The following is a 25,575-nucleotide window of genomic DNA, read 5'->3' on the forward strand; positions in this document are numbered from 1 at the left end:
AAAATTACATAAAAAAAAAGCCTCGATAGAGACTTTTTTGTTTCAATTAACGTAATACTTCTAATATTCGTCTTCGTTCCAGAGATAATCTTCTTCAGTAGGATAGTCTGGCCAGATTTCTTCGATAGATTCGTAAATCTCGCCACCTTCTTCTTCCATAGATTGCAAGTTCTCTACGACCTCTAGCGGCGCGCCGGTACGGATAGAGTAATCTATCAATTCGTCTTTTGTCGCCGGCCAGGGCGCATCACTCAAGTACGATGCTAGTTCTAATGTCCAATACATTTTAGTTGTTCGATTTTAAATTTTTGCAAAAATAATTTTTATAAACACATAGCCAAGTAATTACGGCTATTTTATCCGCTTTATTTCTCTTTTAATAGTTTGATAACGAAGAATTAAACAAATTATTAGAGAATAACAAGCTAAAGAGTGATAAATATTTTAAAATCACTGTTTTTAGCCTTTTGTTTTATCTCTAGGAATCCATTTTACTTCGTCCGCTTTTAAGGCTTTTGACAATTTTCGTGCCAGTACGAATAGGTAGTCGGAAAGTCGATTTAAAAATGACAATAATTTTTCGTCAAAAGGCTCATTTTCGTACAAAAGAGTGCTCATTCGTTCCGCCCTACGGCAGACGGTTCGCGCAATATGACAGTATGACACGGTCGTGTGTCCGCCGGGAAGTATAAAATGTGTCATCTGCGGCAGGTCGGCATCCATTGTGTCGATTTCCTTTTCTAGGAGTTTAATGTCGTATGCCTCGATTTCTGGGATATTCAGCCTTTTTTTTCCATTTTTTAGGAGGGCCTTGTCGGGATCGGTCGCCAAAACGGCCCCAACGATGAACAGCCTATCTTGTATCTGGGCCAGGATCTCCTTGGTATGTGAATCTATATCTTGGTCGCGTATCAGGCCTAGCCAAGAGTTCAACTCGTCTACCGTACCATAACTCTCTATACGAATATGGTGTTTCATTACTCGGGTTCCTCCAATAAGGGCCGTGGTGCCGCTATCGCCTGTCTTGGTGTATATTTTCATATGGATGTATTTGCCGGTCTGTATCTTTTTCGTTTGGATGTCTACGAAAGCCTACTTTCGGTCTTCGTCCCTTTTTTTGTCGGCTTTCCGTTCATAACCATCCATAAACCTCCGTGATTTTCGGTCTTTGCCCACACGGCGATTGTTCATTGAAATTACGATATATATGACCGCTACGACCCCTAGAACAATATATATGGTATTATTGTGCATAAATGTAATTTGCGTTAAAAATAGCGTTTAAATCCGAATCTTAAAATGCTCCTTGGCCTGTTCCCGCCTAAAAAAAACGGCACCACAATAAAACATGTCGATGGTGACCGTTACTTTTTGATGTGCTTTTAAGGTTTGCCAGATAGCTTCATTTTTGGGAGAACTATGGGGGGCGTCGTAAAAGAGCATGGTGTCGTTATGTTTGGCGTTTTCATGGGAGAAAAAGTCCTTTATCGAATCATAGGGGGCGTTTTTTGGCAGAAATACGATGTCGGCCGCCTCGGAAACCATTTCGATATTGGGAAAATTTTCGAGTACAAGGGCCTTGCATAGGCCATCATCGCCTAGGAACCTAATACGTTCCGCATTAAAGTAGGCTGTGCTTTTCAATAAGACCTTCATGGATTTAGACGTGCGATACGGCTTTTTTTTATATAGACATTTGGTGACGTAGGTGTATACGAAAGGGGAGTGTACCCCGTGTTGATTCGTTGCCGAGGTCAAAAATCTAAAATACTTCAATAGCTGCTGTACGGTATTGCCGGTAGTCATATTCGCTCAGTGCGGCCAGGCGCCATTTTATTTTTGTGCAACGATCAATCTTCCATTTGTGCCGATAGTTCAAACCAACGCTCTGTCTTTGCTTCAATGGCTTCGTTGATTTCCTTGAGTTCGATTGAAAGCTTGTCGATTTCCTCGCCCGTTAGGTTGGCATCGGCAAATTTGTCTTGTACCGTTACTTTTTTCGTTTCTAATTTTTGAATATCCTTTTCAAGGTTTTTGTATTCTTTTTGTTCCGAATAAGAGAGTTTACTCTTTGAACTGCTTTGTTTTTGAACGTTTTTGTTGGCCGAAGATTCTTTGATATTTGCCTTTTCCTCACGCTCTTCAAGCACCTTGCTGCTTTCATAGGACCGGTAGTCCGAATAGTTTCCTGGAAAATCCTCGACTACGGCATTGCCCCTAAAGACAAAAAGATGGTCTACTATTTTATCCATAAAATAACGGTCGTGGGAAACCACGATAAGACATCCGGGGAAATCCAAAAGAAAGCTTTCGAGTACATTCAGGGTTACTATGTCAAGGTCGTTGGTAGGCTCATCAAGAATCAAGAAATTAGGATTTTGGATCAGAACCGTACACAAGTACAATCTTTTTCTTTCGCCACCACTGAGTTTGTCAACAAAATCGTATTGTTTTTTTCGGTCGAAAAGAAAGCGCTCCAAAAGCTGTTGGGCCGAGATCTGCTTTCCTTTTTTCAGCGGAATGAAATCGCCGAAATCGCGAATGACATCGATTACTTTTTGGCCTTCCTTGATGTTGATTCCTTTCTGGGTGTAGTAACCGAATTTAATCGTGTCACCTACTACCACCTTGCCCGAATCGGGTTGGTCCGAGCCGGTAACAATGTTTAGGAAGGTCGATTTTCCGGTGCCGTTCTTGCCGATGATCCCTACGCGTTCGCCTTTGGTGAAGTTATATTCAAACTTATCGAGTATAGGCTTGTCGGGGTAGGATTTTGAAATTTTGTGCAGCTCTAGGATTTTGCTGCCCATACGTTCCATATTTAGTTCTAGCTGCACCTCGTGTTCTTTTCTGCGCTGGCTTGCTTTTTCCTTTATGGTCGAAAAATCGTCTATACGTGATTTTGATTTTGTGGTACGGGCCTTTGGCTGCCTGCGCATCCACTCCAGTTCTTTTTTAAAGAGGCGTTCCGATTTGTGCTGTTCTACCGATTCTTGTTCGATTCTCGCTTCTTTTTTCTCGAGATAGTACGAATAGTTGCCTTTGTAGGGGTATAGCTGGCCGTTGTCGAGTTCTATGATTTCGTTGCAGACCCGTTCTAAAAAATAGCGGTCGTGCGTTACCATAAACAGGCTCATGTTTTCTTTGGCGAAGTATTCTTCAAGCCACTCGATCATTTCAAGATCCAAATGGTTGGTAGGTTCATCAAGGACCAAAAGATCGGGTTTGTTGATAAGGGCGTCGGCCAGGGCCAAACGCTTTTTTTGCCCTCCGGAGAGTAAGCCTACCTTGGCATCGAGGTCTTCTAACTTCAGTTTGAACAGGATCTGCTTATATAGGGTTTCAAAATCCCAGGCGTTGAAACGGTCCATCGCTTCAAAAGCAACTTGGTACGCATCGGCGTCTTCCGGATTTTTAAGGGCGTTTTCATAGGCATGTATCACTTTTAGGATTTCATTTTCCGAGGCAAAAATGGTTTGCTCTACGGTCAGATTGCCATCAAGATTGGGTTCTTGGTCTAAAAATGACACACGTATGCCCTTTCTGTAATTGACCTGACCCGAATCAGGACTGTCGAGTCCTGACATAATGTTAAGTATGGAGGTCTTGCCCGTTCCGTTCTTGGCGATTAAGGCAATTTTTTGGCCCTTATTGATTCCGAAGGAAAGGTTGTTGAACAAGACACGTTCACCATATGATTTTGAAATATTCTCAACTGTAAGTAGGTTCATGCAATTATGCGATTTTTGGCTTGTGATACGACCAGAATAAAAATAAATATCGTGCGATAAGGGCGGCCCATACGGCCAATAATAAGGGTGAAAATTCTTGGGCCCCGAACATCCAGAATACACCGGAGGCTAGAATGAGGCCGGCCAGTAATACGGCGTATTTGGCAATCCAGTTAGGTCCCTTTTTTAGGGCGACCACAAAAGCGATGAACAAATTGAAGGGAAAGGCCCATAGTAAATTGTAGTTGCCCGCGGTGGCGCTATGGTCGGTAAAGAACCATAAAAATAAGATGAGTACGCCGATAAGGCCCGTACTGAAAAACAGGATGAAATCAAGCCACCTTCTGCGCGTGTTGTTCTTAAAGTCGAAATAGGTTAAAAGCAGTATTACGACTAGAAATACGATGAGCCATAGTTCTGGTGAAACCAAAAAACTAGAGCCTTGGTCTTGATCTTTTGCCTCTAGTAAAACCTTGGGTTGGGCCGTTAAAGATTGACCGTTCAATTGGGCAACCTCAAGTTGCTTCAAGATGTAATCGGGCAGGAACATGTGCTCTTTAGGTGTGGCAACATCATCTATTACCGAGCCAAGGGCCAAGTCTATGCCGAAACCGGCCCATGAATTGATCTTAACCTTTTGGCGTATCAGTTGGCGATGGGTGTGCAGTTCGTTCAGGTAGCTTTCATCAAAGACCAGGGCGTCTCCATAAACTTCCTTAAGAACATCCCAAATTTTGGTAGCGCAGTTGTTATAGAAAAAATCGTATTTGTAATCTCGGTTTTCAGGAAGGAAATTGGTTTCAAGAAAATTAAAAAGCGACTGGCGTTGGGCCAAGGTCAATTGCAGTTCTTGACTTTTTACCCATCGGTTTTCGTACTCATACTCTTTTAAGAAATAGGCGAAATTTTGTCTGGCCAGGCTATAGTCGAGTTTGCCCCGCGCAAATTTCATATAGAAGTTGGGCGTGGTAAAGTCAAAGGTGCCGTAGTTGTATACGGCGTTTATTCCCAAACTGGGGTCTTCAACGCGAATGGCACTATGGCCAAAGGTGGAATAGAGTTCAGAGCCAGGGCCACAGGTTACGACACTTATTTTAGACAAGGGCGTCAATTCAGGTGCTTGGGCCAAGCCCAAAATCGAAAAACTGAAAAGTAGTATGTAGAGTAATTTTTTCAATGGCGTTTCTGTTTTTGCAGAATTTTGTTCGGCAAATATCCGAATAAATTATGGTCTGACCTGATTGATGTTAAATTGTGTTATTTTTACGCAAAAGCAGATAATAATATGAAAAAGTATATTCCTAACCTGATTACGTTGTTGAATGTTTTCTGTGGATGTATCGCTACGGTTTTTGCGGTATCGAACAAGCTCGAAATGGCGGCGTTGTTTGTTTTTTTAGGGATTTTTTTCGATTTTTTCGATGGATTGGCCGCAAGGGTTTTGAAAGTGCAGAGCGAATTAGGGGTTCAGTTGGATTCCTTGGCCGATATGATAACCAGTGGGCTCGTTCCCGGAATTGTGATGTACCAGTTACTGGCCATGGCTATGGGAGGAGGGTGGCATACGGGCGACAGTGCTTCCTTTTCTTTTCTCTATTTGTCCGATTATGTTCCTTTTTTAGGCTTTTTGATTACCCTAGGTTCGGCCTATCGCTTAGCCAAGTTCAATATCGATGAAAACCAAGTTTCTTCTTTTGTGGGGCTTCCTACTCCGGCGAATGCCCTTTTGATCCTTTCCTTGGCCTTGATCTTACAGTATCAGAACAATGATGCCTTAAACGGTATTATTCTCAATCAATGGTTTTTAATTTTTATAACCATCTTGAGTACCTATTTGTTAAACGCCAACATTCCGCTATTTGCCTTAAAGTTTAAGACATGGAATTTTAAGGACAATGCCGTGCGTTATATTTTCTTGATCGTTAGTGCCGTGCTTTTGTTGACCTTGAAGTTTTTGGCCGTTCCTTGCATCATCGTGTTTTATGTGGCCGCCTCTTTGGTGGCAAACGTAGATGCCGTAAAGAACAAGTCTTAAAAGTCGAGTTTCTTTTTACGCAATTCGAAGTTTTGCCCCAAGTATACCTTACGAACCATTTCATCTGCGGCCAGGTCTTCGGGTATTCCCGATTTCAAGATGCCTCCTTCGAACATAAGGTAGGATCTTTCGGTAATGGCCAAGGTTTCTTGAACGTTGTGGTCGGTAATGAGTATCCCGATGTTTTTATCCTTTAGTTGGGCTACGATACGCTGAATGTCCTCTACCGCCACGGGGTCAACACCGGCAAAAGGTTCGTCCAATAGAATGAATTTGGGGTCGGTAGCCAGTGCACGTGCTATTTCGGTACGTCTGCGTTCGCCACCTGAAAGTAAGTCGCCACGGCTTTTACGGATGTGGCCCAGGCTGAACTCTTCTATAAGCGACTCCATTTTCATGAGTTGCTCTTTTTTGCTGAGCTTAGTTAGCTGTAGCACGCTAAGAATGTTTTTTTCAATACTCAGCTTCCTAAAAACGGAAGCTTCTTGTGCCAAGTAGCCGATGCCGTTTTGGGCTCTTTTGTACATGGGGAAGTTGGTAATGTCGGTTCCGTCCAAATATATTTTTCCCCCGTTAGGCTTTATCAAACCAACGATCATATAAAAAGAAGTGGTTTTTCCGGCACCGTTAGGCCCGAGCAGGCCAATGATTTCCCCTTGGTTTACTTCCAAGGAAATACCCTTTACTACTTTTCGGCCCCGGTAGGCTTTCATTATATTTTCAGCTCTTAACTTCATTTTTATGGTTTCTTGTTTTAGGTCCCATCGGCCTTTGGTACATCTAATGAAGTACTAAAGAAACGGGAAACTTTTGAAACAGCCGTGTATTTACGTTTTCTTTAACCCTTTTTCCTTTGCCTTTTTCTCGCGTTTGGCATCGTTCTTCAATACTATTTTCGAGATGTAAATACTTACTTGGTATAAAATTAACACCGGTACGGCAACAATGATCTGACTGGTTACGTCTGGAGGTGTTATTACGGCAGAAAGAATCAGTACCACCACTAGGGCTATCTTTCTGTATTTTTTCAATATTTCAGGGGTAACGATGCCAACCTTGGTTAAAAAGTAAATAATAATGGGCAGTTCAAAAAGCACCCCACAGGCTATTACCGCCGTTCTTACGGTGCTGATATACGAACTAAGGTCAAACTCATTGAGAACGATTTCACTTACTTGGTAGGTTCCCAAGAAATTGATAGATAGCGGGGCTACCACGTAATAACCGAACAATACGCCCATGAAAAAGAGAAAAGAGGCAATAAAGATGAAGCCTTTGGAATGTTTCTTTTCGTTGGGATGTAGTCCCGGACTTATAAATTTCCACAGTTCGTACAATACATAAGGGAAGCCTACAATAAAGCCGACCCAGATGGCCGTCCAGATATCGGCGGAGAACTGTCCGCCCATGGTCCGGCTCTGAATGGTGAAGGGTAGCTTATCGGCACAGAAGGCCGAGTCAAAACCTAGGTAGGTAGCTATGTCACAAAACAAGCGATAGGTTGGAAAATCCATTTTAGACGGTCCAAAAATGATGGTGTCGAAAATAAATCCACTCATCACGAACGCCCCAGTGGCTATAATGACGACGGCTAAGACCGATCGTATCAAATGCCATCGTAATTCTTCTAGGTGATCTAAAAACGACATTTCGTCGGGAGACTTCGTATTCTGCTTTGCCATTATAATATACCTTCGTTGATCAAGTTGTGCAAATGTACAACACCCATATATTTTTTACCGTCTACACCCAATAATTGTGAGATGCCTTTTTCTTGCATCAGTTCCAAGGCTTCAATAGCCAAAACGTTTACCGAAATGGTCTTAGGGTTGGACGTCATAATATCACGGGCCGTTAGGCCACTTATATTATCGTATTTGTTGAGCATGCGCCTAATGTCGCCATCGGTCACGATACCTACAATGTTGTCACCTTCGGTAACCGCCGTAACGCCCAGCATTTTTTCGGAAATCTCTACTATGACCTTTTTTACGTCCGCATCAATGGGTACTTGGGGTTTTTGGTTCGCACCTACAATGTCGGAAACCCTGAGGTATAACCTTTTACCCAAGGATCCGCCGGGATGGTATTTGGCAAAATCCTTGCTGCTAAATCCTTTTATCTTTAAAAGACAGATGGCCAGGGCGTCTCCCATAACCAGTTGTGCCGTGGTGCTGGTCGTAGGGGCCAAATTGTTGGGGCAGGCTTCCTTGGTCACATAGGTGTTAAGAACAAAGTGTGCTTCCTTGGCCAAATAAGACTCGATATTTCCGGTCATGGCTATCAACTTGTTCCTTCCCCGTTTTATTAGGGGGACCAACATTTTGATTTCAGGGGTGCTACCACTTTTTGAGATACAGATTACCACGTCTTCTTCTTGGATAGTGCCCAAGTCACCATGGATGGCATCGCCGGCATGCATAAAAATGGCAGGTGTTCCTGTAGAGTTTAAGGTGGCTACGATTTTAGACGCGATTATGGCACTTTTGCCAATGCCCGAAACAATGACCCTTCCTTTAGATTCAAGAATGCAATTGACGGCATCGGAGAACTCTTCGTTCAATAAAGTGCCCAAATGATTGATGGAAGCACTTTCGGTTTCTATGGTTTTCTTTGCTATCGCAAGAATAGCTTTGCTATCGTTCAAAGTGTAAAATAGATTAAATTTGTTCTTTTTAGGGGCTTGTAAACGACAAATACCCTCATTTTGAATAAAACAATCTTAAAACACGGACGGTTTCTAAAACTTTGTTTTATATTTAAGATTACAAAATTACATAATCTTGACGTATAGCTAATTTAATACCTAAAAATATATTTTGAATAAATTAGAGTCCCCCGTAAAGAAAACTATGATTTTTGAACAATTGAGACACAGATTCCTAAAGTTTTTTACGACGTATGGCAAAAGATAAAAAAGTTTTGAAAGAAACGGATCTGCATGCCTCGTTAAAAAAACACTTCGGTTTTTCCGAATTTAAAGGTCTACAACAAGCCGTTATCACCAACATTCTAGAACGTAACAATACATTTGCCATTATGCCCACGGGCGGAGGTAAATCACTTTGTTACCAACTCCCTGCGTTAATGCAAGATGGTACCGCTATCGTGGTTTCACCGTTGATCGCGTTGATGAAGAATCAGGTAGATGCCATTAGGGGAGTATCCGATCAGTTCGGTATTGCCCATGTACTTAATTCTTCTTTGACCAAAACAGAGGTAAGGCAGGTGAAGGAAGATATTACGAACGGTATTACCAAGTTGCTCTATGTCGCGCCCGAATCATTGACCAAAGAAGACTATATCGACTTTCTTCAGTCGGTGAAACTTTCTTTTATCGCTGTAGACGAGGCGCATTGTATCTCTGAATGGGGCCACGATTTCAGGCCCGAATACAGAAATTTGAGAACCATTGTCAACCGTTTGGACGACGATATACCCATAATAGCATTGACGGCCACGGCTACACCCAAGGTACAAGAAGATATCATTAAGAACTTGGGGATTACCGATGCGCAAACCTATAAGGCTTCGTTTAACAGGCCCAACCTCTTTTATGAGGTAAGGCCCAAGACGGCCAATGTAGATTCCGATATTATTCGCTTCGTAAAAAAGAATGCCGGAAAATCGGGTATTATATACTGTTTGAGTAGAAAGCGGGTAGAAGAGTTGGCCCAGGTCCTTCAGGTAAACGGCGTAAGTGCCGTACCCTACCATGCCGGTTTTGATGCCAAGACCCGTTCGAAATATCAAGATATGTTCTTGATGGAGGATGTCGATGTGGTGGTGGCGACCATAGCCTTTGGCATGGGTATAGACAAGCCCGACGTGCGCTTTGTTATACATCATGATATTCCCAAGAGTATTGAAAGTTATTACCAGGAAACCGGAAGGGCCGGAAGGGACGACGGTGAGGGCCATTGTTTGGCGTTCTACTCCTATAAGGATATAGAAAAACTTGAAAAGTTTATGTCCAACAAGCCTGTTGCCGAACAAGAAATCGGCAATGCCCTGTTGCAAGAGGTAGTAGCCTATGCGGAAACTTCAATGTCGCGCAGAAAATTCATGCTCCATTACTTTGGGGAGGAATTTGACGAGGTCAATGGGGAAGGGGCCGATATGGATGATAATACCCGAAACCCCAAAGAAAAGCAAGAGGCCAAAGAGAACGTTGTCAAGCTGATCAAAGTAATAAAGGCAACACACGAAAAATTCAAATCAAAAGAAATCGTAAGAACCCTTTTGGGTAAGGTCAACGCCCTGATTACATCGCATAAAACCGATGAGAAACCCGAGTTCGGGATTGGTGCGGACAAGGATAAGGGCTACTGGATGGCCTTAATTCGCCAAACCTTGGTGGCAGGCCTTTTGAAAAAGGAAATCGAACAATACGGCATTCTTCACGTTACGGAACGTGGAGAGGCCTATTTAAAGGAGCCCGAGTCGTTTATGATGACTATGGACCATGCCTATAGCAAAGAGGGTAATGATGCCATCGTCAGTGCCGCAAAAGGAGGCGTAGCTGATGAGAACCTATTGAAGCGGTTAAAAGAATTGCGAAAGAGCCAGGCCCATAAGTTGGGTGTGCCTCCGTTCGTGGTATTTCAAGACCCTTCCTTAGAGGATATGGCCACCAAATACCCGATTTCACAGGAAGAACTTACGAATATCTATGGGGTAGGAGAAGGCAAGGCACGTAAATACGGGAAGCCCTTCATTGATTTTATTTCCCGCTATGTTGAAGAGAATGAAATTATCAGGCCCGATGATCTTGTGGTGAAGAGCACAGGGGCCAATTCGGCCTTAAAACTTTACATTATACAGAATGTAGACCGCAAACTTCCGTTAAGCGATATTGCATCGGCCAAGGGAATTGAAATTCCGCAACTACTAAAGGAGATGGAGCAGATCGTATTCAGTGGTACCAAGTTGAATCTCGATTATTGGATCGACGAGGTGCTCGATGAAGATCAGCAGGAAGAAATCCATGATTATTTTTTAGAAGCGGAAACCGATGACCTGGAAGAGGCGATGAAGGAGTTTGATGGAGACTATGAAGACGAAGAACTTCGCTTATACCGACTTAAGTTTATTAGTGAGGTAGCGAATTGATTTTTTAGCATATCGATACAAAAAGCGCGATGCAATCTTTGGGTTTGACATCGCGCTTTTTTACGTTTTTACGGGTTAAATAACAGCTTTTTCCAATAGCTGTAGGTTCATTTTTGCGGCATCCATTTTTCCCGTGATCCCAATCGGGAAGGTAAAATTGTTCTCAACATGACCAAAGCTCATGCCATAGACTGCTGGGATGCCAAGAGGCCTGATCCGGTCTAGGATCACTTCCTTTAAAGAAAAGGACTTCGGATTGGTGGAAGCGTTGCAACCGGCACAAACACCGATAAGAATACCTGCGGCCTTTTTAAACGTCTTGCCCTCGATCAATTGGGTAAGCATACGGTCCATCCGATATGGGGCTTCTTCAACATCTTCAATGCAAACAATGGCATCGGTAAAGTCAATTTCATGTGGTGTCCCGATTAGGGCATTGATAAGGGTCAGGCTGCCTCCGACGAGTTTTCCCCTGGCAATGCCTTCGGTAATGGTATAGCGTTCGAACTCGGGGTTCGTACGTAATTCAGGGTTCAATAGTTCTACATTTTGTATGGCCAAGGGGGCTCTAGGGTACATTACTACCTTTTCCAATTGTCTGATACTATAAGGATCGTTCAAAGTGCTGCCTACCGGCCCGTGAAAGGTTACGAGGCCCGTTTCTTGATAGATGCCGTTCAGTAGGGCGGTGATGTCGCTGAAACCGATAAAGGTTTTGCCGTTCTTTTTAATGGTTTCGTAATCTATCATCTGCATGATCCGGGTACAGCCATAACCGCCTCTTGCGCAAAGTATACCATCGATGTCTGGGTTGGCGAACATTTCGTTAAGGTCTTTTGCGCGCTCCTCATCGGTGTTGCTTAAATATCCATAATTTCCTATGATGCGATCGGTGTGAAAGGGCTTGAAACCCATGGATTTTAGCGTTTTTTTAGCCTCCTCCAAGACCGATGGTGCAATGGCGTAGCCCGGGGCGATTAGTCCTATGGTATCTCCTTTTTTTAACCTTTTGGGTCGAATCGTGTCGAGGTAGGTCGATGATACACTATTCGCTATACCTACATTGGGAAGGAGTGCCGCTATGGCACCTCCTAGAGCCGAACCTATAAACTGTCTTCTATTGCCCATATACTTTGTGTTTATAGGGTGAATTTAAATAGAATCATAAAAAAAATCGACCATTTGGTCGATTTTATACATGGGGTTCGTATGCTTTCTAAGGAATGGAAGTGCCTCCATCCGAATTGGCCCTTCGCAATTGCCGTTGAATTTTCTTGATGGCCGACTCAATCGATTTTTCGGGTTCAATAATGTTGTACTGTCCCCAAAAGTCAGGGTCGGCAAAGCCTATGGCCTCATCGCTTAAAATAATGGACGTCTTAATTCTATCCTTGGCTTTTGGAAAATCTTCCATCATGTTTTTCTTCCAGTCGGTAACGGCCATTTCGCATGTCATGCTGTAGACCGAGTTAAAGAGACGTTTGTCCCAATTGACCTTGAACTCCAAGAGAACATTGCTATAAGAGTAATACCATTTGCCATTCTTTTCACGATAATCGACCCTGTAGGCAACATCCGTAGGCCATACCTTGGCATTTTTTGGTTTTCGTCTGACGAACATTCGTGCCGCCATTTCCTTATCGGTGATGTTGAGACTGTAAATGGCACTGGTGAGTATTTTGTTTTCGGCGTCTATATATAGTTGCCCCTTGTATAAGGGGTCTAATATCTCGGGAAGCTGCTCAAAGCTTATCACATAGATCAATTTGTCGTTTACCCGGGTAGAATGGTCGAACCGGAATGTATAATAGTCTAGTGATTCCGGCGAAAAGATGTATTCGGGGTATTTCATTATATCAATGAACAAGGCGTTGAAAGGGCCGCCCTGTAGTTTTAGGGCAACGGTGTCGAGCTTACTGTAATCTGTGCTTTTACGGGCCTTGTATAGTTTTACACCATCTTTTTTTAGTGAGGTATAGGGTGTTTTGTAAATATTGACCACAGCTTCGGAAAGTGAAACGTTCTTTCTTCGTTTTTTTATGGTTTCCCTATAAAAAGCGGTCATAAGGGTGGGGGCGTCAAAATAATTTTCCCCCTTACTTTTTAGTACTTCGCGAACAAGGCTTTCGGCATCTTTCGGTACTTCTATATTGACTTCGTGCAATTTAAGTACGGAGGACACCATAAGAATTTTGTTGCGCTCTTCTTTTAGTTGGCTCAAAGGAATGGTTTGGGTGCTGTAACCCAAGAAGGATACCGTGATGTTGGCCTGGGTCAGGTCACTTGGTATTTTTAGGGAAAATTCCCCTTCGGTATTCGTTATGGTACTGATGTTCGATTCTTCTACGGATAAGGAAGCGAATACCAATGGTTTTTTTGAACTGGCATCCAAGACTTCGCCTTTGTAAAGGTTGTATTCGGCCTCTTCCTTTTGCTCGACAGGATCTTGAAAAAATGCGCTGGCCGACAGGGGTGTCGCAAATAGGGCCCATACGGCCAAGGCCGTAGCCACAGACCGGAATGTAGTGCGTGTAATATCGTATTTCCGTATCATTTTTTCTGAGTTTGGGTTATAGCTTTCGCTTCTCCCTAATATAGTGATTTTTAATGGGATATATAGGCTTTTTAACACACGGAATTAGCTGGGGTGTTTTCCTCTTTAAGAACGGCCGGGGACTTAATGTGTTTTTGCCGATTCGGAGACCAAACGATGGATTTCGTCAAGTTCGGCTTGCGTAAGGTCTCGCCATTTCCCTACCGGGATGTCAAGTTTTACGTTCATTATACGAATGCGTTTCAGGCGTTGTACATTGTAGCCCAAGTATTCGCACATACGACGAATCTGTCGGTTTAGACCTTGGGTCAAGATGATCTTAAACTCGTATTTGCCGATTTGTTCAACCTTACATTTTCGTGTTATGGTGTCTAAAATAGGCACCCCATTTTCCATTTTCCTTACAAAATCGGCGGTAATGGCCCGGTCTACGGTTACCAAATATTCTTTCTCGTGGTTGTTGCGCGCTCGAAGGATCTTATTTACAATGTCGCCATCGTTCGTTAAAAAAATCAGGCCCTCACTGGGTTTGTCTAAACGACCGATCGGAAAAATCCGCTTGGGGTAATTGATGAAATCGATAATATTATCTTTTTCTACCCTGGTGTCGGTAGTGCAGACAATGCCGATAGGCTTGTTAAAAGCTAGGTAAACGGGCTTTTCCTTTGGTTCGGAAATCAATTCGCCATCAACGCGTACTTCATCGCCTTGGGTGATTTTTGTGCCCATTTCAGGAACTTTACCATTGATGGTGACCCGCCCTTGGTCGATTAGTTTGTCAGCGGCACGGCGCGAACAATAGCCAACTTCACTAAGGTATTTGTTGATTCGGGTCTGTTTCGGTTCTTGCACGCTTTCCTGTTTTTATAGTGCAAATTTAAGGGATCTTAATTTGGTATACTAGTCCATTTTTACCGTACGGTTCGCGCGTACATTTTTTTAGATATGCCTTTAGCGCTTGGCCATCATACGAAGCGTAAACCATCCGAGAACTATGATAACGGAGCCCATGACCAGCCATAACCAAAGTTTGTTTTCAAGTAGGGCCCGATTGGTCTTTTTTGCCTTTGTGTTGTGCTCTACCTTGCCGAGGGCAAGTAGGGGCGCGTCGTCGGGAATTTGCGAGGCAATGTTTATAATGTCGTATTTGGGTGCCCGGGCTTTTTTATTTCCGTAGGCCAGATAATATTTTGCCTTGTCGTCGAAACGGGCAACGAGTTCGTGCCGATACCCTTTTATGTCCGCACCTTCTACTTGTAAGGGCCTATTGTCGTTGTTTTCAATGATGACCCTCAATTTTTGGGCTTTGCTACTGTTGAATTTAAAGCCTGTAGTGTCAATAGAGGTCAGGGTGCCCCTGTATAGCTCCTTGTAACGGTACTTTAATCCCTTTTCGGTCTGTATGCTATCTTGAACGTATTTTACCGTCACCGGCCTGTAATAGTCGACCGTTTCCTTTAGGTTTAAGCGTAAAAAGCTCAAAGGTAGGCTTTGGTTCAGGTCGATATCGATTATCGTTTTTTTATCCTTTTGGTCAATATTCATGAAGGTAACCGGGTAGCTGTCATAAACGGCCTTGAGCGAACTGTCTAGATTCAGTTGGGCCCGGGTTAATTTTGGGGATTTACGACTCTTTACAAGTAAACGATAGTATTTGTACTGGCTTGAAGGGAAGGTCAAGGTCGTATGCTGGTAATCGGTCTGGCTTGTTTTTATCGAAAGGATACGGTAGTCTTCTAAGATCCGGAACCAATCGTTTTGGTTTTGGCTTCCTTCTAGGTCGACCATCCAATTAAAATTGTCGGTATCGAATTCGAGTTCCAATTCATTGATGCTTTCGGTTGTGGGGATTTCATAGGTATAATAAAACCCTTTTGCGTTCGAAACCGTATTCAATAGTTTGAAGTCTACCTTTTGTTTGGTGTGTTTTCCAGAACCAATGTTCAGTACGTATGGCGCTTCCAAGGTGTCTTTTTCGGTAAGGCCGTAGATTCTGATGTCTGATAGGTCGGCGTTGGAATGGTTAAGAACAGATAGGGGCAAGGAAATCTTATGCCACTGCTCCGTAATGTTCTTCAACTCTTGCCGATGTTCGTATTTCGGGAGTTGGCCGAAGGCAAAGGAACAAGCAAACCAGCATCCGATAAAAACAAGAAGCTTTATTTTAACTTTCATCCGAAATTTGATTTTTGTATTTGTTGTAAAGGAATGAGATAATAAGCAAGAGTACACCTAGTGATACGAAAACAATGGTTTTTGATATGGAATTTAATGAGGCGATGTCATAAAAGAACAGCTTGGCCAATGTGATGCCGAACAAGGAAATGGCACAGATGCGAAGGTGTTTACGTTTTTTGTAGATGCCGAGGCCGATCAAGAACAGCGCATAAGTACCCCAAAGTAGGCTTAGTCCTAGTTTGTACGATTTTTCGGAGCTGGCAAGGTCCATCAGGTTCAAGAGTTCACTGCTCAAGATCCAGAGTAGGGAAAGATGTACCATGATTTCGATACCGATGTTCATCTTCAGATTTATGAATTTACGTTTTGCAAGCTTGAGGGCGGCAATCAAATTCAAGGCGTAAAATACGTATGATACGTAGCGAATGCCCAAATTGAATGCACCGATTTCATAATATTCCGATGAGGCCCGATCGATATAGCTTTCCCGTAGTTCGCTTAAAATATATAGCCCTCCGGTAAGGTAGGCCATCCATATGAACATGCAAAAGGCCAAGGTGGCAATACCCAATATGCGGTTCTTGACTTTTTTGATGTTCAGAACGGCCAATAGGGCAAAGAATAAAAACGTAAAGTTGAAGAGCCACATGGCCCCAAAGTTCTTCAGGTCGTAGTTGTAATTACCGTACCCGTACTCATTATTGGGGGTTAGGTTTACTTCGGAAGCCCTGTACAATTGGTCCCAGTAATATTCGATTTCTAAATAGCACGACACGTAGGCGACAAAAAGTAGGATGATAGGAACAATAAAGGACATGATACGCGATACTTCCGGCTGGGGTTCGGCCAAGGGTTTCCTTCGGTTGATCCCATAAATAAAACCAAATCCGATCGAGAATAATACAGAGGTTAAGAAGTAAATGTTTAAGATGGGGTGGAGGGCGGTCTCCGTGCCCCGCTCAAATATATAGCCTATGTTCCAATCGTGCGTTAGGCTGAAAAGCGCCAATAGCATTAGAGGGTATGAGAGGTGCTCGTAAAAAATGACGCTCTTGGTGCGACCGATATAAAATAACAGTGCAGCTTGAAGTGTCCACAATAGTGTTACCCAGTTCCCGTCGAGCTGTACGGGTATGGCAAGGGTAATGAATACCAGTACCATGCCGGTTACCAGATTGAAAAGACTGCGGTCAGCTAATTTTTTCTTGAATAAAATCACACTTACCATAAAATGAACAAGGGCATTGGCCAATGTAAATAGGCCCAAGAGTTCTGCCCCTGTCTCATGTTGGTTTAAAAGGCCGTAACCTATGCCATAGAAAGCAAAGGAATTCAAGAGTAGGAGAACAACATCGATTTTTAAGAATACTTCATGGCGAATAAGTTTATAGGCTAGGAAACACGCATAGAAAATGATGAAAAATATACCTAGGAAACTAAAGGCCATAAGAAAATCGGAATCGATATTGAATGAGGATGAGAGCCATGATATATAGATCAGGTAGGTGAATCCAAAGGCCGAATAGAATAGTCCTTTCCAATATTTTTTTACCGAAATCGTCAAAATACCTAAATTGATAATGACCATATAGGAGAACAGGGTAAATGTACTACCCGAATCATTGCTCAATAAAAAGGGTATGGCATAGGCGCCAACGAGTCCGATATGGGCAATGACCTGATTGTTGTAATTCAATGCCGCAACAACGCCAAATGCCGTAAATACCAACATTAGGGCAAAGGCCATCAGTTGGGGGAATAGGCCGTAAAAACTATAGGCGGCAAAAGTGATAAAATATAAAGAAGCCAAGGCGCCACTGACCAGAACGGCACTGTAGCTTTCATATTTGGCCTTGAGCTTAATGCCAAAGCCTAATAGTCCGAGTCCGGCCAAGTAGCCAAAAACAATACGGGTCAAGGGACTGATCAGACCGTTCTCAATAGAATATTTGACCCCGATCGCAATACCGATCACCGTTATTATGATACCGATTTTACTGATGAGGTTTTCACCGATGAATTTTTCAAGATTCCACTTCCTTTTTTCTTTTTTATGTTTTTTCGGAATTGGGGCTTTTGTACGGGGAAGCTCTTTGTCAAGAGCTTTTGTAGGGGTATCGGGCCTTACGGGTATAATCTTTTCCGTAGCTTCGACAGGAGTCGGGTTTTCGTTAATTACGGGGGATTCCACGGGTTTTTCTGGAACTAGGTCTTCTGGCCGAAGCTTTTTGACCGCTTCGATTTCTTTGTAGAGCGACATAAGTTCTTTGGCAAAACCTTCTTGTTTGCTAAGAAGTAGCTCAAGCTTTTGGTTTAATTGGTCGATCCGGTCTTGGTGGTTGGGCATGATCTGTAGTTTTAAGTATGCAGGGCCTATATCGGCCAAACACGTACTGAACTATCTTAGATAACGTTCAACTCGAGGTTTTATTGATGTGTGAAAGAAAGGGTTGGTTGAAAATCGCCGAAATGAGACCTGCTAGTCGGTAGGGGAGAATGGTGTTTTTGCCCCTGTATATGTGTTTACGGCTTATTCTTGTTTAAGGCGCATGAGCTCATAGGCATAGAGCTGTCTTCCCAATTCGGCCAAAAAGGGAAGACCTATTTCCTTGTACTCGTACGTATCGTCGTTAAAGATGCCGTTTTTGTTCACGAGGATGGTGGCGGTGAGCATAAATTCTACCTTGTTCTTCGTGTCTTTTATATAGGCACAATCGGTAAGGGTTCCATAGGCAAAGCCGACCTTGTTGTATATTTCGATGTGTTCGGGAATTTCTTCCGTGGTATCGCCGTACATAAAGAATTTACTGTACCCATCGTGATATTTTGCAGGGTCGTAGCCTGCTTGTCGGGGTAGGGTGTGCATCGCTTTTAGTAAAAAGGAACGCTGCCCTTCGCTTAGGGCGAACCGTTGCAGGGAATCGAAACGTTCAGGAAAAATAATGCGTTTCAACAAATCGTGTTGGGCGCTTATGGGGTAGTAGTTTTTCAGGCTAAAATCAAAGGGTTCCGGAATAAGGGTGCCTTCGTCGTCATAAAACCCTTTTCCTTTGTAGATGCCATGCAGATCTAAAGGTTTCGGATAGGCGCTGATAAGGGGCGACCGCATAGAGATTGTCGAGTCGTTTTCGTAAATAATTAAGGGAGTGGTGGTTACATTGTCATTTGGGTCATCAAGTCTTTGCCAAATCCGTACGGGCGAAACGCCCCTTCTGTGTAATCGATGGTTGATCGAATCTTGACCGAGAAAATCGATCAGACGATTGGCCGCTTGGTTGTCGCTCACCGTGAATATTTGTGAAATGGCTTCGGAAAAGGTGGTTTCAACGGAATCGCCCTCAATGTAGAACCTGGTATTTAGGTCAAGGGTCTTGGTTTCGTTCAGTTTTTCCAAGGCGGTTACCGCAATGGGAAATTTTACCGTGCTGGCAGGGTAGAAATACTTGCTGGTATCGACCTGGAAATCAAAATCGGTAAAATCTATTTGCCTTCCCTTTCTGTGGATCTGTGTGTAGCGTATTTGTATTTCATAGGCGGCGAGGCTGTCCATCACCCTTTTGATCTTGGGGTGGTCGCTGCCCAAGGCAAACTCGAGGGGGGCATTTCCTTTTTCCGGCTCTTTTGGCGCGCATGAAAAAAGGAACAAAAAGCATATACCGATTAAAAAAGATGATTTGAACATAGTTTCCTTAGGTCATAAGCTAGAACGTACTATTGGTCGGCCGGTTCCGTGTAAACCTCTCCACGATGGGGTTTAAGGGCGTCCCTTACCGGTATCATTTCAGATTCGTCCACTACCATATACGCAATACTATGCATGGGGCCAAAATCTTGATGCCCAGTAATATTCAGGTTTGTTTTTTCTATGGCTATGTATTCTTTTAGGTGAATAACATGATGCTCCGCTGTTTTTTCGGCGCTAGGCCCCCTAAAATCCCAAATCAATTTTATTTTTCTGCCCATAATGAATGTTGTCGATCGTTCTAACAGAACTTATTTTAGGGCAAAAGTACCATCGTTTTGGGAATATAATGGATTATCTACGGGCATTTTTCACGAATGGTACAGTAAGTGTAGGTTTTTAATTACATTAAAAACCAAAATCTTGTTAAGACCTTTGTGGACTATTGTCCACCATAACGGATTTGTTATTTTTGCCCAATGGAATTCAAAAAAACACCTTTGTGCTACTTGGTTCGTTACTCGGCAGTTACAGTAGTTCTTATGTTTCTTGTCGGTTGTGGCTCTTTTTTTAAAAAAGATGAACCGGAGTATATAGCACGTGTGGGCGAAAATTACCTTTATCGCGATGAGGTAGATAAATTATTGGCCAAAGGGATATCTAAAGAAGATAGTGCTTCCTTCGTAATGAACTACATTAATAATTGGGCGTCGAAGCAATTGCTGTTGGACAAGGCAAAAATAAACTTGCCGGAAGATAAGTTGGCAGAGTACGATGCCTTGGTAGATGATTACCGCACGGATCTATATACCAGGGCCTATAAGGAAGCTTTGGCACATCAAAGCGGTGATACCGTGGTTTCCAGTTCGCAGTTGAAGGGCTTTTATGAAAAGGAAAAGGAAAACTTCAAGTTAAAAGAAAAAATCGTAAGGTTGAGGTTTGTGGAATTGCCTACGCAGTTTTTGAACAAAGACGACGTCATCGGCAAATTGAAACGATTTAAAAAAGACGATATAAGCTATCTCGACTCCATAGGGGTACAATTCAAAAAACTGAATTTTAACGATTCTATATGGGTAAGTGCCACGAGGGTCATTGAGGAAATACCGCCCTTAACCTTCGATAATGCGGATAAACACCTAAAAAAATCACAATTTTTTGAGTTAGAGGATGCAAACGGGGTATATTTGGCAAAGGTTACCGATGTAAGGGATGTTAATGATGTCGCTCCGCTATCATACATAGAACCCACGATCAAGCAGGTACTACTAAGCAGGAGAAAACTCGATTATTTACGAAAACTGGAAACAGAAATTATAGATGAGGCTATTAAAAAAAAGGAATTTGAAGTGTATTATGGGCAAGATGAATAAGTTTGCCATAATTTTGGGATGTCTGTTTTTGACGGGAATGTCTTTTGCCCAAGAAACAGGGCAAGCAACCGAAAGCGAAGACGAATCCATAGCCCCTGCATTAGAGGCTGAAGCAGTCGTTGAAAAAGATTCGGCCAAACCTTTCAAAAAAATAAAGGTGGATGGCATTGCCGCTGTAGTGGGCGACTATGTAATTCTGGAATCGGATATAGAAAAGACCCTGATCGACCTAAAAAGTCAAGGCGTTTCTACGGCCGATGTTACCCGATGTGGACTTTTAGGAAAATTGATGGAAGATCGTTTGTATGCACATCAAGCCGTACAAGACAGTCTTTTGGTCTCCGATGACGAAATTGCAGCAACTACGGATCGTCAGATCCAATCTTTCGTGCAACAAACCGGCTCTATGGAAAAGCTGTTGAAGTTTTACAAGAAGGAAGATGAGGCTAGCCTTCGTGAAGACATCAATAAAATCAACAAGCTGCGTATGCTTTCAGAGAAGATGCAGTCGAGTATTGTAGAGGAAATAGAGATTACACCCGAAGAAGTACGTCAGTTCTTCAATAAGATTCCTGAAGATGAGCGCCCGGTTTTTGGTGCGGAAATGGAAATCGCCCAAATTGTGAAGGCGCCCAAGCCCACAGAGGAAGAAATTCAGAACGTTATCGATAAGCTGAACGAAATCAAGGCCGATGTAGAGGACAATGATGCGAGTTTTAGTGTGAAGGCCATTTTGTATTCACAGGATCCAGGATCGAAATCAAAAGGAGGTTTCTACAGTATCACAAAAGATACCGGATTCGACAAGACCTTTAAGGATGTTGCCTTTAGCTTGAGGGAAGGTGAAGTTTCAGAGCCTTTTGAGACCCAGTTCGGCTACCATATCATCTACATTGAAAAAATAAGGGGACAAGAATTGGATTTGCGCCATATTTTGATACAACCAAAAATTTCGCAACAGGCCTTAGACGAGGTGAAAACGGAATTGGATACCATTCGCAAGCATATAATGGAAGGCAAGTATACCTTTGCCCAAGCGGCCCTTAATTTTTCTGATGAAAAAGAAACCAAATTTGATGGCGGTCTTTTACGAAACCCAACCAATTTTGACTCGCGTTTTGAGTTGACCAAAATGGACCCGACCCTGTACAATCAGGTAAGAAACCTTAAAGACGATGAAATTTCATATCCTATCTTAGAAGAAGACCCTAGGGGAGGAGGTCCAAAGTATAAAATCTTGAAGGTAACCAACCGCTACGACGAGCATGTGGCCGACTTTGCCAAAGATTACATCAAGATCCAGCAATTGGCCAAAACTGAAAAGCAGTACAAGGCCATAAAAAAATGGATGGACGAACATATAGATGATACCTATATTAGCGTTAATGATAGTAATAGGGACTGCGATTTTGCAAACAATTGGATAAAAGACTGATTGCATGTCAGACGTTAAGGCGATCGATCGACTGGTAGAAAAACATAAGGCGCTCAAACAAGAAATCGCCAAGGTCATAGTGGGCCAAGACGAGGTCATAAACCAGATTCTTTTGAGTATCTATACCGGAGGGCACTCGCTCTTGATCGGTGTTCCCGGACTGGCAAAGACCTTGATGGTGAATGCCATAGCCCAAACGCTCGGACTCGACTTTAAACGAATCCAATTTACGCCCGATTTAATGCCTAGTGATATTCTGGGTAGTGAGGTCTTAGATCAAAACCGAAACTTTAAATTTATCAAAGGCCCCATCTTCGCCAATATTATATTGGCCGATGAAATCAACAGAACACCGCCAAAGACGCAAGCGGCCTTGTTAGAGGCCATGCAGGAAAGGGCTGTGACCATTGCGGGCCACCAGCACAAGCTAGAGCTTCCTTATTTTGTCTTGGCCACCCAAAACCCGATCGAACAAGAGGGCACCTATCCCTTGCCCGAAGCGCAGTTAGACCGCTTTATGTTCGCTATAGAGTTGAAGTACCCATCCATAGCCGAAGAGGTCCAAGTCGTAAAAAGTACGACTTCCGATCGATCGGTAACCGTCAATGCCTTGTTCAACGCACAAGAGATACTTGAGGTACAACAGTTGGTACGCCGTATTCCGGTGCCCGATAACGTTGTTGAGTATGCGGTAAAATTGGTGAATTCCACACGGCCCAACCTTGAAACGGCCAGTGATTACGTAAAACAATATATCGATTGGGGAGCAGGGCCAAGGGCCTCCCAAAACTTGGTGCTAGGAGCCAAGGCGCATGCGGCCATACACGGAAAATACTCCCCTGACGCCGAGGATGTTCAGGCAGTGGCTACAGGTATATTGCGACATCGTATCATAAAAAATTACAAAGCCGAGGCCGAGGGTATTTCCGAAGAAACCCTGATCGGAAAATTACTGTAGCCGAAATTTAACATATCTGCTGTAAATTCTAAAGTTTTCTGCCTTTCTTTCCATCGGTAGTGTAAGTGAAGGGCAATCTACTGATCAATTTCTAAAAAAGGTGGGAATCCTACGGCAAAAGTTTTATTTACGCTTCTTATTTTATTAATTTTACGGGATTACAATAACCTAAAACAGATTAGATAATGGCATTTGATATTGATATGATCAAAGGGGTGTACGCCAATATGGCCGAACGTGTTGATAAAGCACGTGAAATTGTCGGCAAACCGCTTACCCTTTCGGAGAAGATTTTATATTCCCATTTATGGGACGGAAACCCTAGCAAAGCATTTACAAGGGGAAAAGATTATGTGGATTTTGCTCCAGATCGTATCGCCTCTCAAGATGCCACCACACAGATGGCCCTTTTGCAGTTTATGCAAGCCGGGAAACCCAAGGTGGCCGTGCCTACTACGGTACACTGTGACCACCTTATCCAAGCAAAGAGCGGGGCTTCGGTAGATTTGAAGTCCGCCAATAGCACTAGTGCCGAAGTTTTTGATTTTTTGGAGTCCGTTTCCAACAAATACGGAATCGGTTTTTGGAAACCGGGCGCAGGTATCATTCACCAAGTAGTACTTGAGAATTATGCCTTCCCTGGAGGAATGATGATCGGTACCGATTCACATACGGTAAATGCAGGTGGACTTGGTATGGTTGCTATCGGTGTCGGAGGGGCTGATGCAGTTGATGTAATGGCCGGTATGGCATGGGAATTGAAATTCCCGAAACTTATTGGGGTTAAGTTAACCGGAAATATCTCAGGTTGGACTTCCGCAAAAGACGTAATACTTAAAGTTGCCGGCATTCTTACCGTAAAAGGAGGAACCGGTGCTATTATAGAATACTTCGGGGAAGGGGCTAAAAACCTTTCTTGTACAGGTAAAGGTACCATTTGTAACATGGGTGCTGAAGTAGGGGCGACCACTTCTACTTTTGGATATGACGATTCCATGGAGCGTTACTTAAGGGCTACCGGTAGAAACGAAGTGGCCGATGAAGCCAACAAGGTTAGGGAATACCTGACTGCCGATGCTGAAGTTTATGCAAACCCAGAGCAGTATTTTGATGAGATCATTGAAATTAACCTCGATGAGTTGCGTCCACACTTGAACGGACCGTTTACACCAGATTTGGCTACCCAGGTAGGTGAATTGGGAGCGAAAGCAAGAGAGAACGGCTGGCCAATAAACGTGGAATGGGGATTGATCGGATCGTGTACCAACTCTTCTTACGAAGATTTGACCCGTGCGGCATCGATTGCCAAACAGGCAGTGGACAAGAAAATAAAACCAAAATCCGATTTCGGTATCAACCCTGGTTCCGAGCAGATCAGATATACGGCAGAACGTGACGGATTGCTCCAGATTTTTGAAAACTTGGGAGCCACCGTATTTACCAATGCCTGTGGACCATGTATCGGTCAGTGGGATAGAAGTGACCTTAAAGGGGAAGAGAAGAACACCATCGTTCACTCCTTTAACAGAAACTTCTCTAAAAGAGCCGATGGTAACCCCAATACCCACGCTTTTGTAGGTTCTCCTGAAATGGTAGCTGCAATCGCTATCTCAGGGAAGTTGGATTTTGATCCGATGAACGATACCCTTATCAATGAAGATGGTGAAGAGGTGAAACTAGATGAACCAATGGGCATAGAATTGCCGGTCAAAGGTTTTGAAGTGGAAGATGCCGGTTATCTGGCACCTGACGAAGATGGTACGGGCGTTGAAGTAAAAGTTTCTCCCGAATCGGAAAGATTACAGTTGTTAGAGCCCTTCCTTCCTATCCAACCCGAGGAATTACAAGGGGTTAAACTATTGATCAAGGCCTTCGGAAAATGTACAACGGACCATATCTCTATGGCGGGTCCTTGGTTGCGTTTCCGTGGTCACCTAGACAATATAGCCAATAACACCTTGATCGGTGCAGTGAATGCCTTTAACAAAAAGACAAACTTTGTCAAGAGTCAACTTACCGGCGAGTACGGAGGTGTTCCTGATGTACAACGTCAATATAAGGCCAAGGGAATCAAGACCATTGTTGTGGGAGACCATAACTATGGAGAAGGTTCTTCCCGTGAGCACGCGGCCATGCAACCACGTCATTTGGGTGTAGCTGCAGTATTGGTGAAATCTTTTGCCCGTATTCACGAAACAAACCTTAAAAAACAAGGTATGTTAGGCTTGACCTTTGCCAACGAAAGCGATTACGATCTAATTCAGGAAGACGATACCTTCAATTTCTTGGATATTGCTGAATTTGCTCCAGACAAGCAATTGACCATAGAATTGGTTCATGCTGACGGTAGCAAAGATGTAATCAAGGCAAACCATACCTATAATGATGCACAGATCAATTGGTTCAAAGAAGGCTCTGCCTTAAATGTAATCAAAAAGGAAAATGCGGCATAACCGCAATTGAAATAGTATCTAGAAACTCCCGTTATTTAGCGGGAGTTTTTTAGTTTTAGTACTT

General features: G+C 43.2%; 22 protein-coding genes. 6 read left to right on the forward strand and 16 right to left on the reverse strand.

What is annotated here, in order from left to right:
* Positions 1–60 precede the first annotated feature (60 nt).
* The 6 genes from BW980_RS16055 to BW980_RS16075 all read right to left on the reverse strand — a co-directional run bounded on the left by BW980_RS16055 (position 61) and on the right by BW980_RS16075 (position 4,908).
* The gene (locus tag BW980_RS16055) at positions 61–285 is read right to left on the reverse strand and encodes a DUF2795 domain-containing protein (RefSeq protein ID WP_013994285.1); all 225 of its coding nucleotides are present in this window, start codon (positions 283–285) and stop codon (positions 61–63) included.
* A gap of 174 nt (positions 286–459) precedes the next feature.
* Entirely contained in the window at positions 460–1,041 is a 582-nt protein-coding gene (locus BW980_RS16060) for a cob(I)yrinic acid a,c-diamide adenosyltransferase (RefSeq protein WP_076456172.1), read from the reverse strand.
* A gap of 51 nt (positions 1,042–1,092) precedes the next feature.
* Positions 1,093–1,254, reverse strand: coding sequence for a hypothetical protein (locus BW980_RS22615; RefSeq protein WP_175609904.1), 162 nt, complete (start codon positions 1,252–1,254; stop codon positions 1,093–1,095).
* Between the two features lie 27 nt (positions 1,255–1,281).
* On the reverse strand, positions 1,282–1,656 hold the full coding sequence (locus tag BW980_RS16065; protein WP_139327706.1) for a hypothetical protein: 375 nt from the start codon (positions 1,654–1,656) through the stop codon (positions 1,282–1,284).
* Positions 1,657–1,850: 194 nt separating this feature from the next.
* Positions 1,851–3,731, reverse strand: a complete 1,881-nt coding sequence (locus BW980_RS16070) for an ABC-F family ATP-binding cassette domain-containing protein (RefSeq protein WP_076456174.1) — start codon at positions 3,729–3,731, stop codon at positions 1,851–1,853.
* Positions 3,732–3,735: 4 nt separating this feature from the next.
* Positions 3,736–4,908, reverse strand: coding sequence for an Lnb N-terminal periplasmic domain-containing protein (locus tag BW980_RS16075; RefSeq protein WP_076456175.1), 1,173 nt, complete (start codon positions 4,906–4,908; stop codon positions 3,736–3,738).
* 108 nt (positions 4,909–5,016) lie between these two features.
* Between BW980_RS16075 and BW980_RS16080 the strand changes: the two genes are divergently transcribed.
* Entirely contained in the window at positions 5,017–5,766 is a 750-nt protein-coding gene (locus BW980_RS16080) for a CDP-alcohol phosphatidyltransferase family protein (RefSeq protein WP_076456176.1), read from the forward strand.
* Here BW980_RS16080 and lptB read toward each other — a convergent pair.
* The 3 genes from lptB to BW980_RS16095 all read right to left on the reverse strand — a co-directional run bounded on the left by lptB (position 5,763) and on the right by BW980_RS16095 (position 8,413).
* Positions 5,763–6,503 (reverse strand): LPS export ABC transporter ATP-binding protein, encoded by a 741-nt coding sequence (gene lptB, locus BW980_RS16085; protein WP_013994292.1) that lies wholly within the window; start codon positions 6,501–6,503, stop codon positions 5,763–5,765. The genes BW980_RS16080 and lptB overlap by 4 nt on opposite strands.
* 90 nt (positions 6,504–6,593) lie before the next feature.
* Entirely contained in the window at positions 6,594–7,448 is an 855-nt protein-coding gene (tatC, locus tag BW980_RS16090) for a twin-arginine translocase subunit TatC (RefSeq protein ID WP_076456177.1), read from the reverse strand.
* Complete coding sequence (locus BW980_RS16095; RefSeq protein WP_076456178.1) at positions 7,448–8,413, reverse strand: KpsF/GutQ family sugar-phosphate isomerase; 966 nt, start codon at positions 8,411–8,413, stop codon at positions 7,448–7,450. The genes tatC and BW980_RS16095 overlap by 1 nt, the downstream gene beginning before the upstream one ends.
* 254 nt (positions 8,414–8,667) lie before the next feature.
* Here BW980_RS16095 and recQ point away from each other — a divergent pair, with 254 nt between their 5' ends.
* Positions 8,668–10,878, forward strand: coding sequence for a DNA helicase RecQ (recQ, locus tag BW980_RS16100; RefSeq protein WP_076456179.1), 2,211 nt, complete (start codon positions 8,668–8,670; stop codon positions 10,876–10,878).
* Between the two features lie 75 nt (positions 10,879–10,953).
* On the opposite strand, the gene BW980_RS16105 is transcribed toward recQ, so the two are convergent.
* The 7 genes from BW980_RS16105 to BW980_RS16135 all read right to left on the reverse strand — a co-directional run bounded on the left by BW980_RS16105 (position 10,954) and on the right by BW980_RS16135 (position 19,573).
* Entirely contained in the window at positions 10,954–12,006 is a 1,053-nt protein-coding gene (locus tag BW980_RS16105; protein WP_076456180.1) for a S66 peptidase family protein, read from the reverse strand.
* 88 nt (positions 12,007–12,094) lie between these two features.
* Positions 12,095–13,432, reverse strand: coding sequence for a carboxypeptidase-like regulatory domain-containing protein (locus BW980_RS16110; RefSeq protein WP_076456181.1), 1,338 nt, complete (start codon positions 13,430–13,432; stop codon positions 12,095–12,097).
* Between the two features lie 123 nt (positions 13,433–13,555).
* A complete protein-coding gene (gene rluF / locus BW980_RS16115; RefSeq protein ID WP_076456182.1) occupies positions 13,556–14,284 on the reverse strand; it encodes a 23S rRNA pseudouridine(2604) synthase RluF in 729 nt (242 codons plus the stop codon).
* Positions 14,285–14,383: 99 nt separating this feature from the next.
* The gene (locus BW980_RS16120) at positions 14,384–15,607 is read right to left on the reverse strand and encodes a DUF3999 family protein (RefSeq protein WP_076456183.1); all 1,224 of its coding nucleotides are present in this window, start codon (positions 15,605–15,607) and stop codon (positions 14,384–14,386) included.
* Positions 15,597–17,957 carry a DUF2339 domain-containing protein gene (locus tag BW980_RS16125; protein WP_076456301.1) on the reverse strand — a complete coding sequence of 787 codons (2,361 nt, stop codon included), beginning with the start codon at positions 17,955–17,957 and terminating at the stop codon, positions 15,597–15,599. Before BW980_RS16125 ends, BW980_RS16120 begins: the two co-directional genes overlap by 11 nt.
* Positions 17,958–18,140: 183 nt before the next feature.
* The gene (locus BW980_RS16130) at positions 18,141–19,292 is read right to left on the reverse strand and encodes a serine hydrolase (RefSeq protein ID WP_076456184.1); all 1,152 of its coding nucleotides are present in this window, start codon (positions 19,290–19,292) and stop codon (positions 18,141–18,143) included.
* Between the two features lie 29 nt (positions 19,293–19,321).
* Positions 19,322–19,573: a hypothetical protein gene (locus BW980_RS16135; protein ID WP_076456185.1), complete on the reverse strand. Its 252-nt coding sequence runs from the start codon at positions 19,571–19,573 to the stop codon at positions 19,322–19,324.
* A 198-nt stretch (positions 19,574–19,771) separates the two neighbouring features.
* On the opposite strand from BW980_RS16135, the gene BW980_RS16140 reads away from it, so the two are divergent.
* The 4 genes from BW980_RS16140 to BW980_RS16155 all read left to right on the forward strand — a co-directional run bounded on the left by BW980_RS16140 (position 19,772) and on the right by BW980_RS16155 (position 25,511).
* A complete protein-coding gene (locus BW980_RS16140; RefSeq protein ID WP_076456186.1) occupies positions 19,772–20,665 on the forward strand; it encodes a peptidyl-prolyl cis-trans isomerase in 894 nt (297 codons plus the stop codon).
* Positions 20,649–22,100: a peptidylprolyl isomerase gene (locus BW980_RS16145; RefSeq protein WP_076456187.1), complete on the forward strand. Its 1,452-nt coding sequence runs from the start codon at positions 20,649–20,651 to the stop codon at positions 22,098–22,100. Before BW980_RS16140 ends, BW980_RS16145 begins: the two co-directional genes overlap by 17 nt.
* Before the next feature lie 4 nt (positions 22,101–22,104).
* On the forward strand, positions 22,105–23,058 hold the full coding sequence (locus BW980_RS16150; RefSeq protein ID WP_076456188.1) for an AAA family ATPase: 954 nt from the start codon (positions 22,105–22,107) through the stop codon (positions 23,056–23,058).
* A gap of 185 nt (positions 23,059–23,243) precedes the next feature.
* Positions 23,244–25,511: an aconitate hydratase gene (locus BW980_RS16155; RefSeq protein ID WP_076456189.1), complete on the forward strand. Its 2,268-nt coding sequence runs from the start codon at positions 23,244–23,246 to the stop codon at positions 25,509–25,511.
* Positions 25,512–25,575 lie beyond the last annotated feature (64 nt).

The sequence above is a fragment of the Zobellia uliginosa genome (genome assembly GCF_900156625.1).
Lineage (GTDB): Bacteria > Bacteroidota > Bacteroidia > Flavobacteriales > Flavobacteriaceae > Zobellia > Zobellia uliginosa.

Coding starts and splice junctions, on each gene's coding strand:
- lptB (WP_013994292.1), bottom strand. CDS start 6,503: ATGAAGTTAAGAGCTGAAAATATAATGAAAGCCTACCGGGGCCGAAAA.
- BW980_RS16055 (WP_013994285.1), bottom strand. CDS start 285: ATGTATTGGACATTAGAACTAGCATCGTACTTGAGTGATGCGCCCTGG.
- tatC (WP_076456177.1), bottom strand. CDS start 7,448: ATGGCAAAGCAGAATACGAAGTCTCCCGACGAAATGTCGTTTTTAGAT.
- BW980_RS16060 (WP_076456172.1), bottom strand. CDS start 1,041: ATGAAAATATACACCAAGACAGGCGATAGCGGCACCACGGCCCTTATT.
- BW980_RS16120 (WP_076456183.1), bottom strand. CDS start 15,607: ATGAAAGTTAAAATAAAGCTTCTTGTTTTTATCGGATGCTGGTTTGCT.
- recQ (WP_076456179.1), top strand. CDS start 8,668: ATGGCAAAAGATAAAAAAGTTTTGAAAGAAACGGATCTGCATGCCTCG.
- BW980_RS16125 (WP_076456301.1), bottom strand. CDS start 17,957: ATGCCCAACCACCAAGACCGGATCGACCAATTAAACCAAAAGCTTGAG.
- BW980_RS16080 (WP_076456176.1), top strand. CDS start 5,017: ATGAAAAAGTATATTCCTAACCTGATTACGTTGTTGAATGTTTTCTGT.
- BW980_RS16065 (WP_139327706.1), bottom strand. CDS start 1,656: ATGAAGGTCTTATTGAAAAGCACAGCCTACTTTAATGCGGAACGTATT.
- BW980_RS16110 (WP_076456181.1), bottom strand. CDS start 13,432: ATGATACGGAAATACGATATTACACGCACTACATTCCGGTCTGTGGCT.
- BW980_RS16150 (WP_076456188.1), top strand. CDS start 22,105: ATGTCAGACGTTAAGGCGATCGATCGACTGGTAGAAAAACATAAGGCG.
- BW980_RS22615 (WP_175609904.1), bottom strand. CDS start 1,254: ATGCACAATAATACCATATATATTGTTCTAGGGGTCGTAGCGGTCATA.
- BW980_RS16135 (WP_076456185.1), bottom strand. CDS start 19,573: ATGGGCAGAAAAATAAAATTGATTTGGGATTTTAGGGGGCCTAGCGCC.
- BW980_RS16105 (WP_076456180.1), bottom strand. CDS start 12,006: ATGGGCAATAGAAGACAGTTTATAGGTTCGGCTCTAGGAGGTGCCATA.
- BW980_RS16140 (WP_076456186.1), top strand. CDS start 19,772: ATGGAATTCAAAAAAACACCTTTGTGCTACTTGGTTCGTTACTCGGCA.
- BW980_RS16145 (WP_076456187.1), top strand. CDS start 20,649: ATGGGCAAGATGAATAAGTTTGCCATAATTTTGGGATGTCTGTTTTTG.
- BW980_RS16070 (WP_076456174.1), bottom strand. CDS start 3,731: ATGAACCTACTTACAGTTGAGAATATTTCAAAATCATATGGTGAACGT.
- BW980_RS16155 (WP_076456189.1), top strand. CDS start 23,244: ATGGCATTTGATATTGATATGATCAAAGGGGTGTACGCCAATATGGCC.
- BW980_RS16130 (WP_076456184.1), bottom strand. CDS start 19,292: ATGTTCAAATCATCTTTTTTAATCGGTATATGCTTTTTGTTCCTTTTT.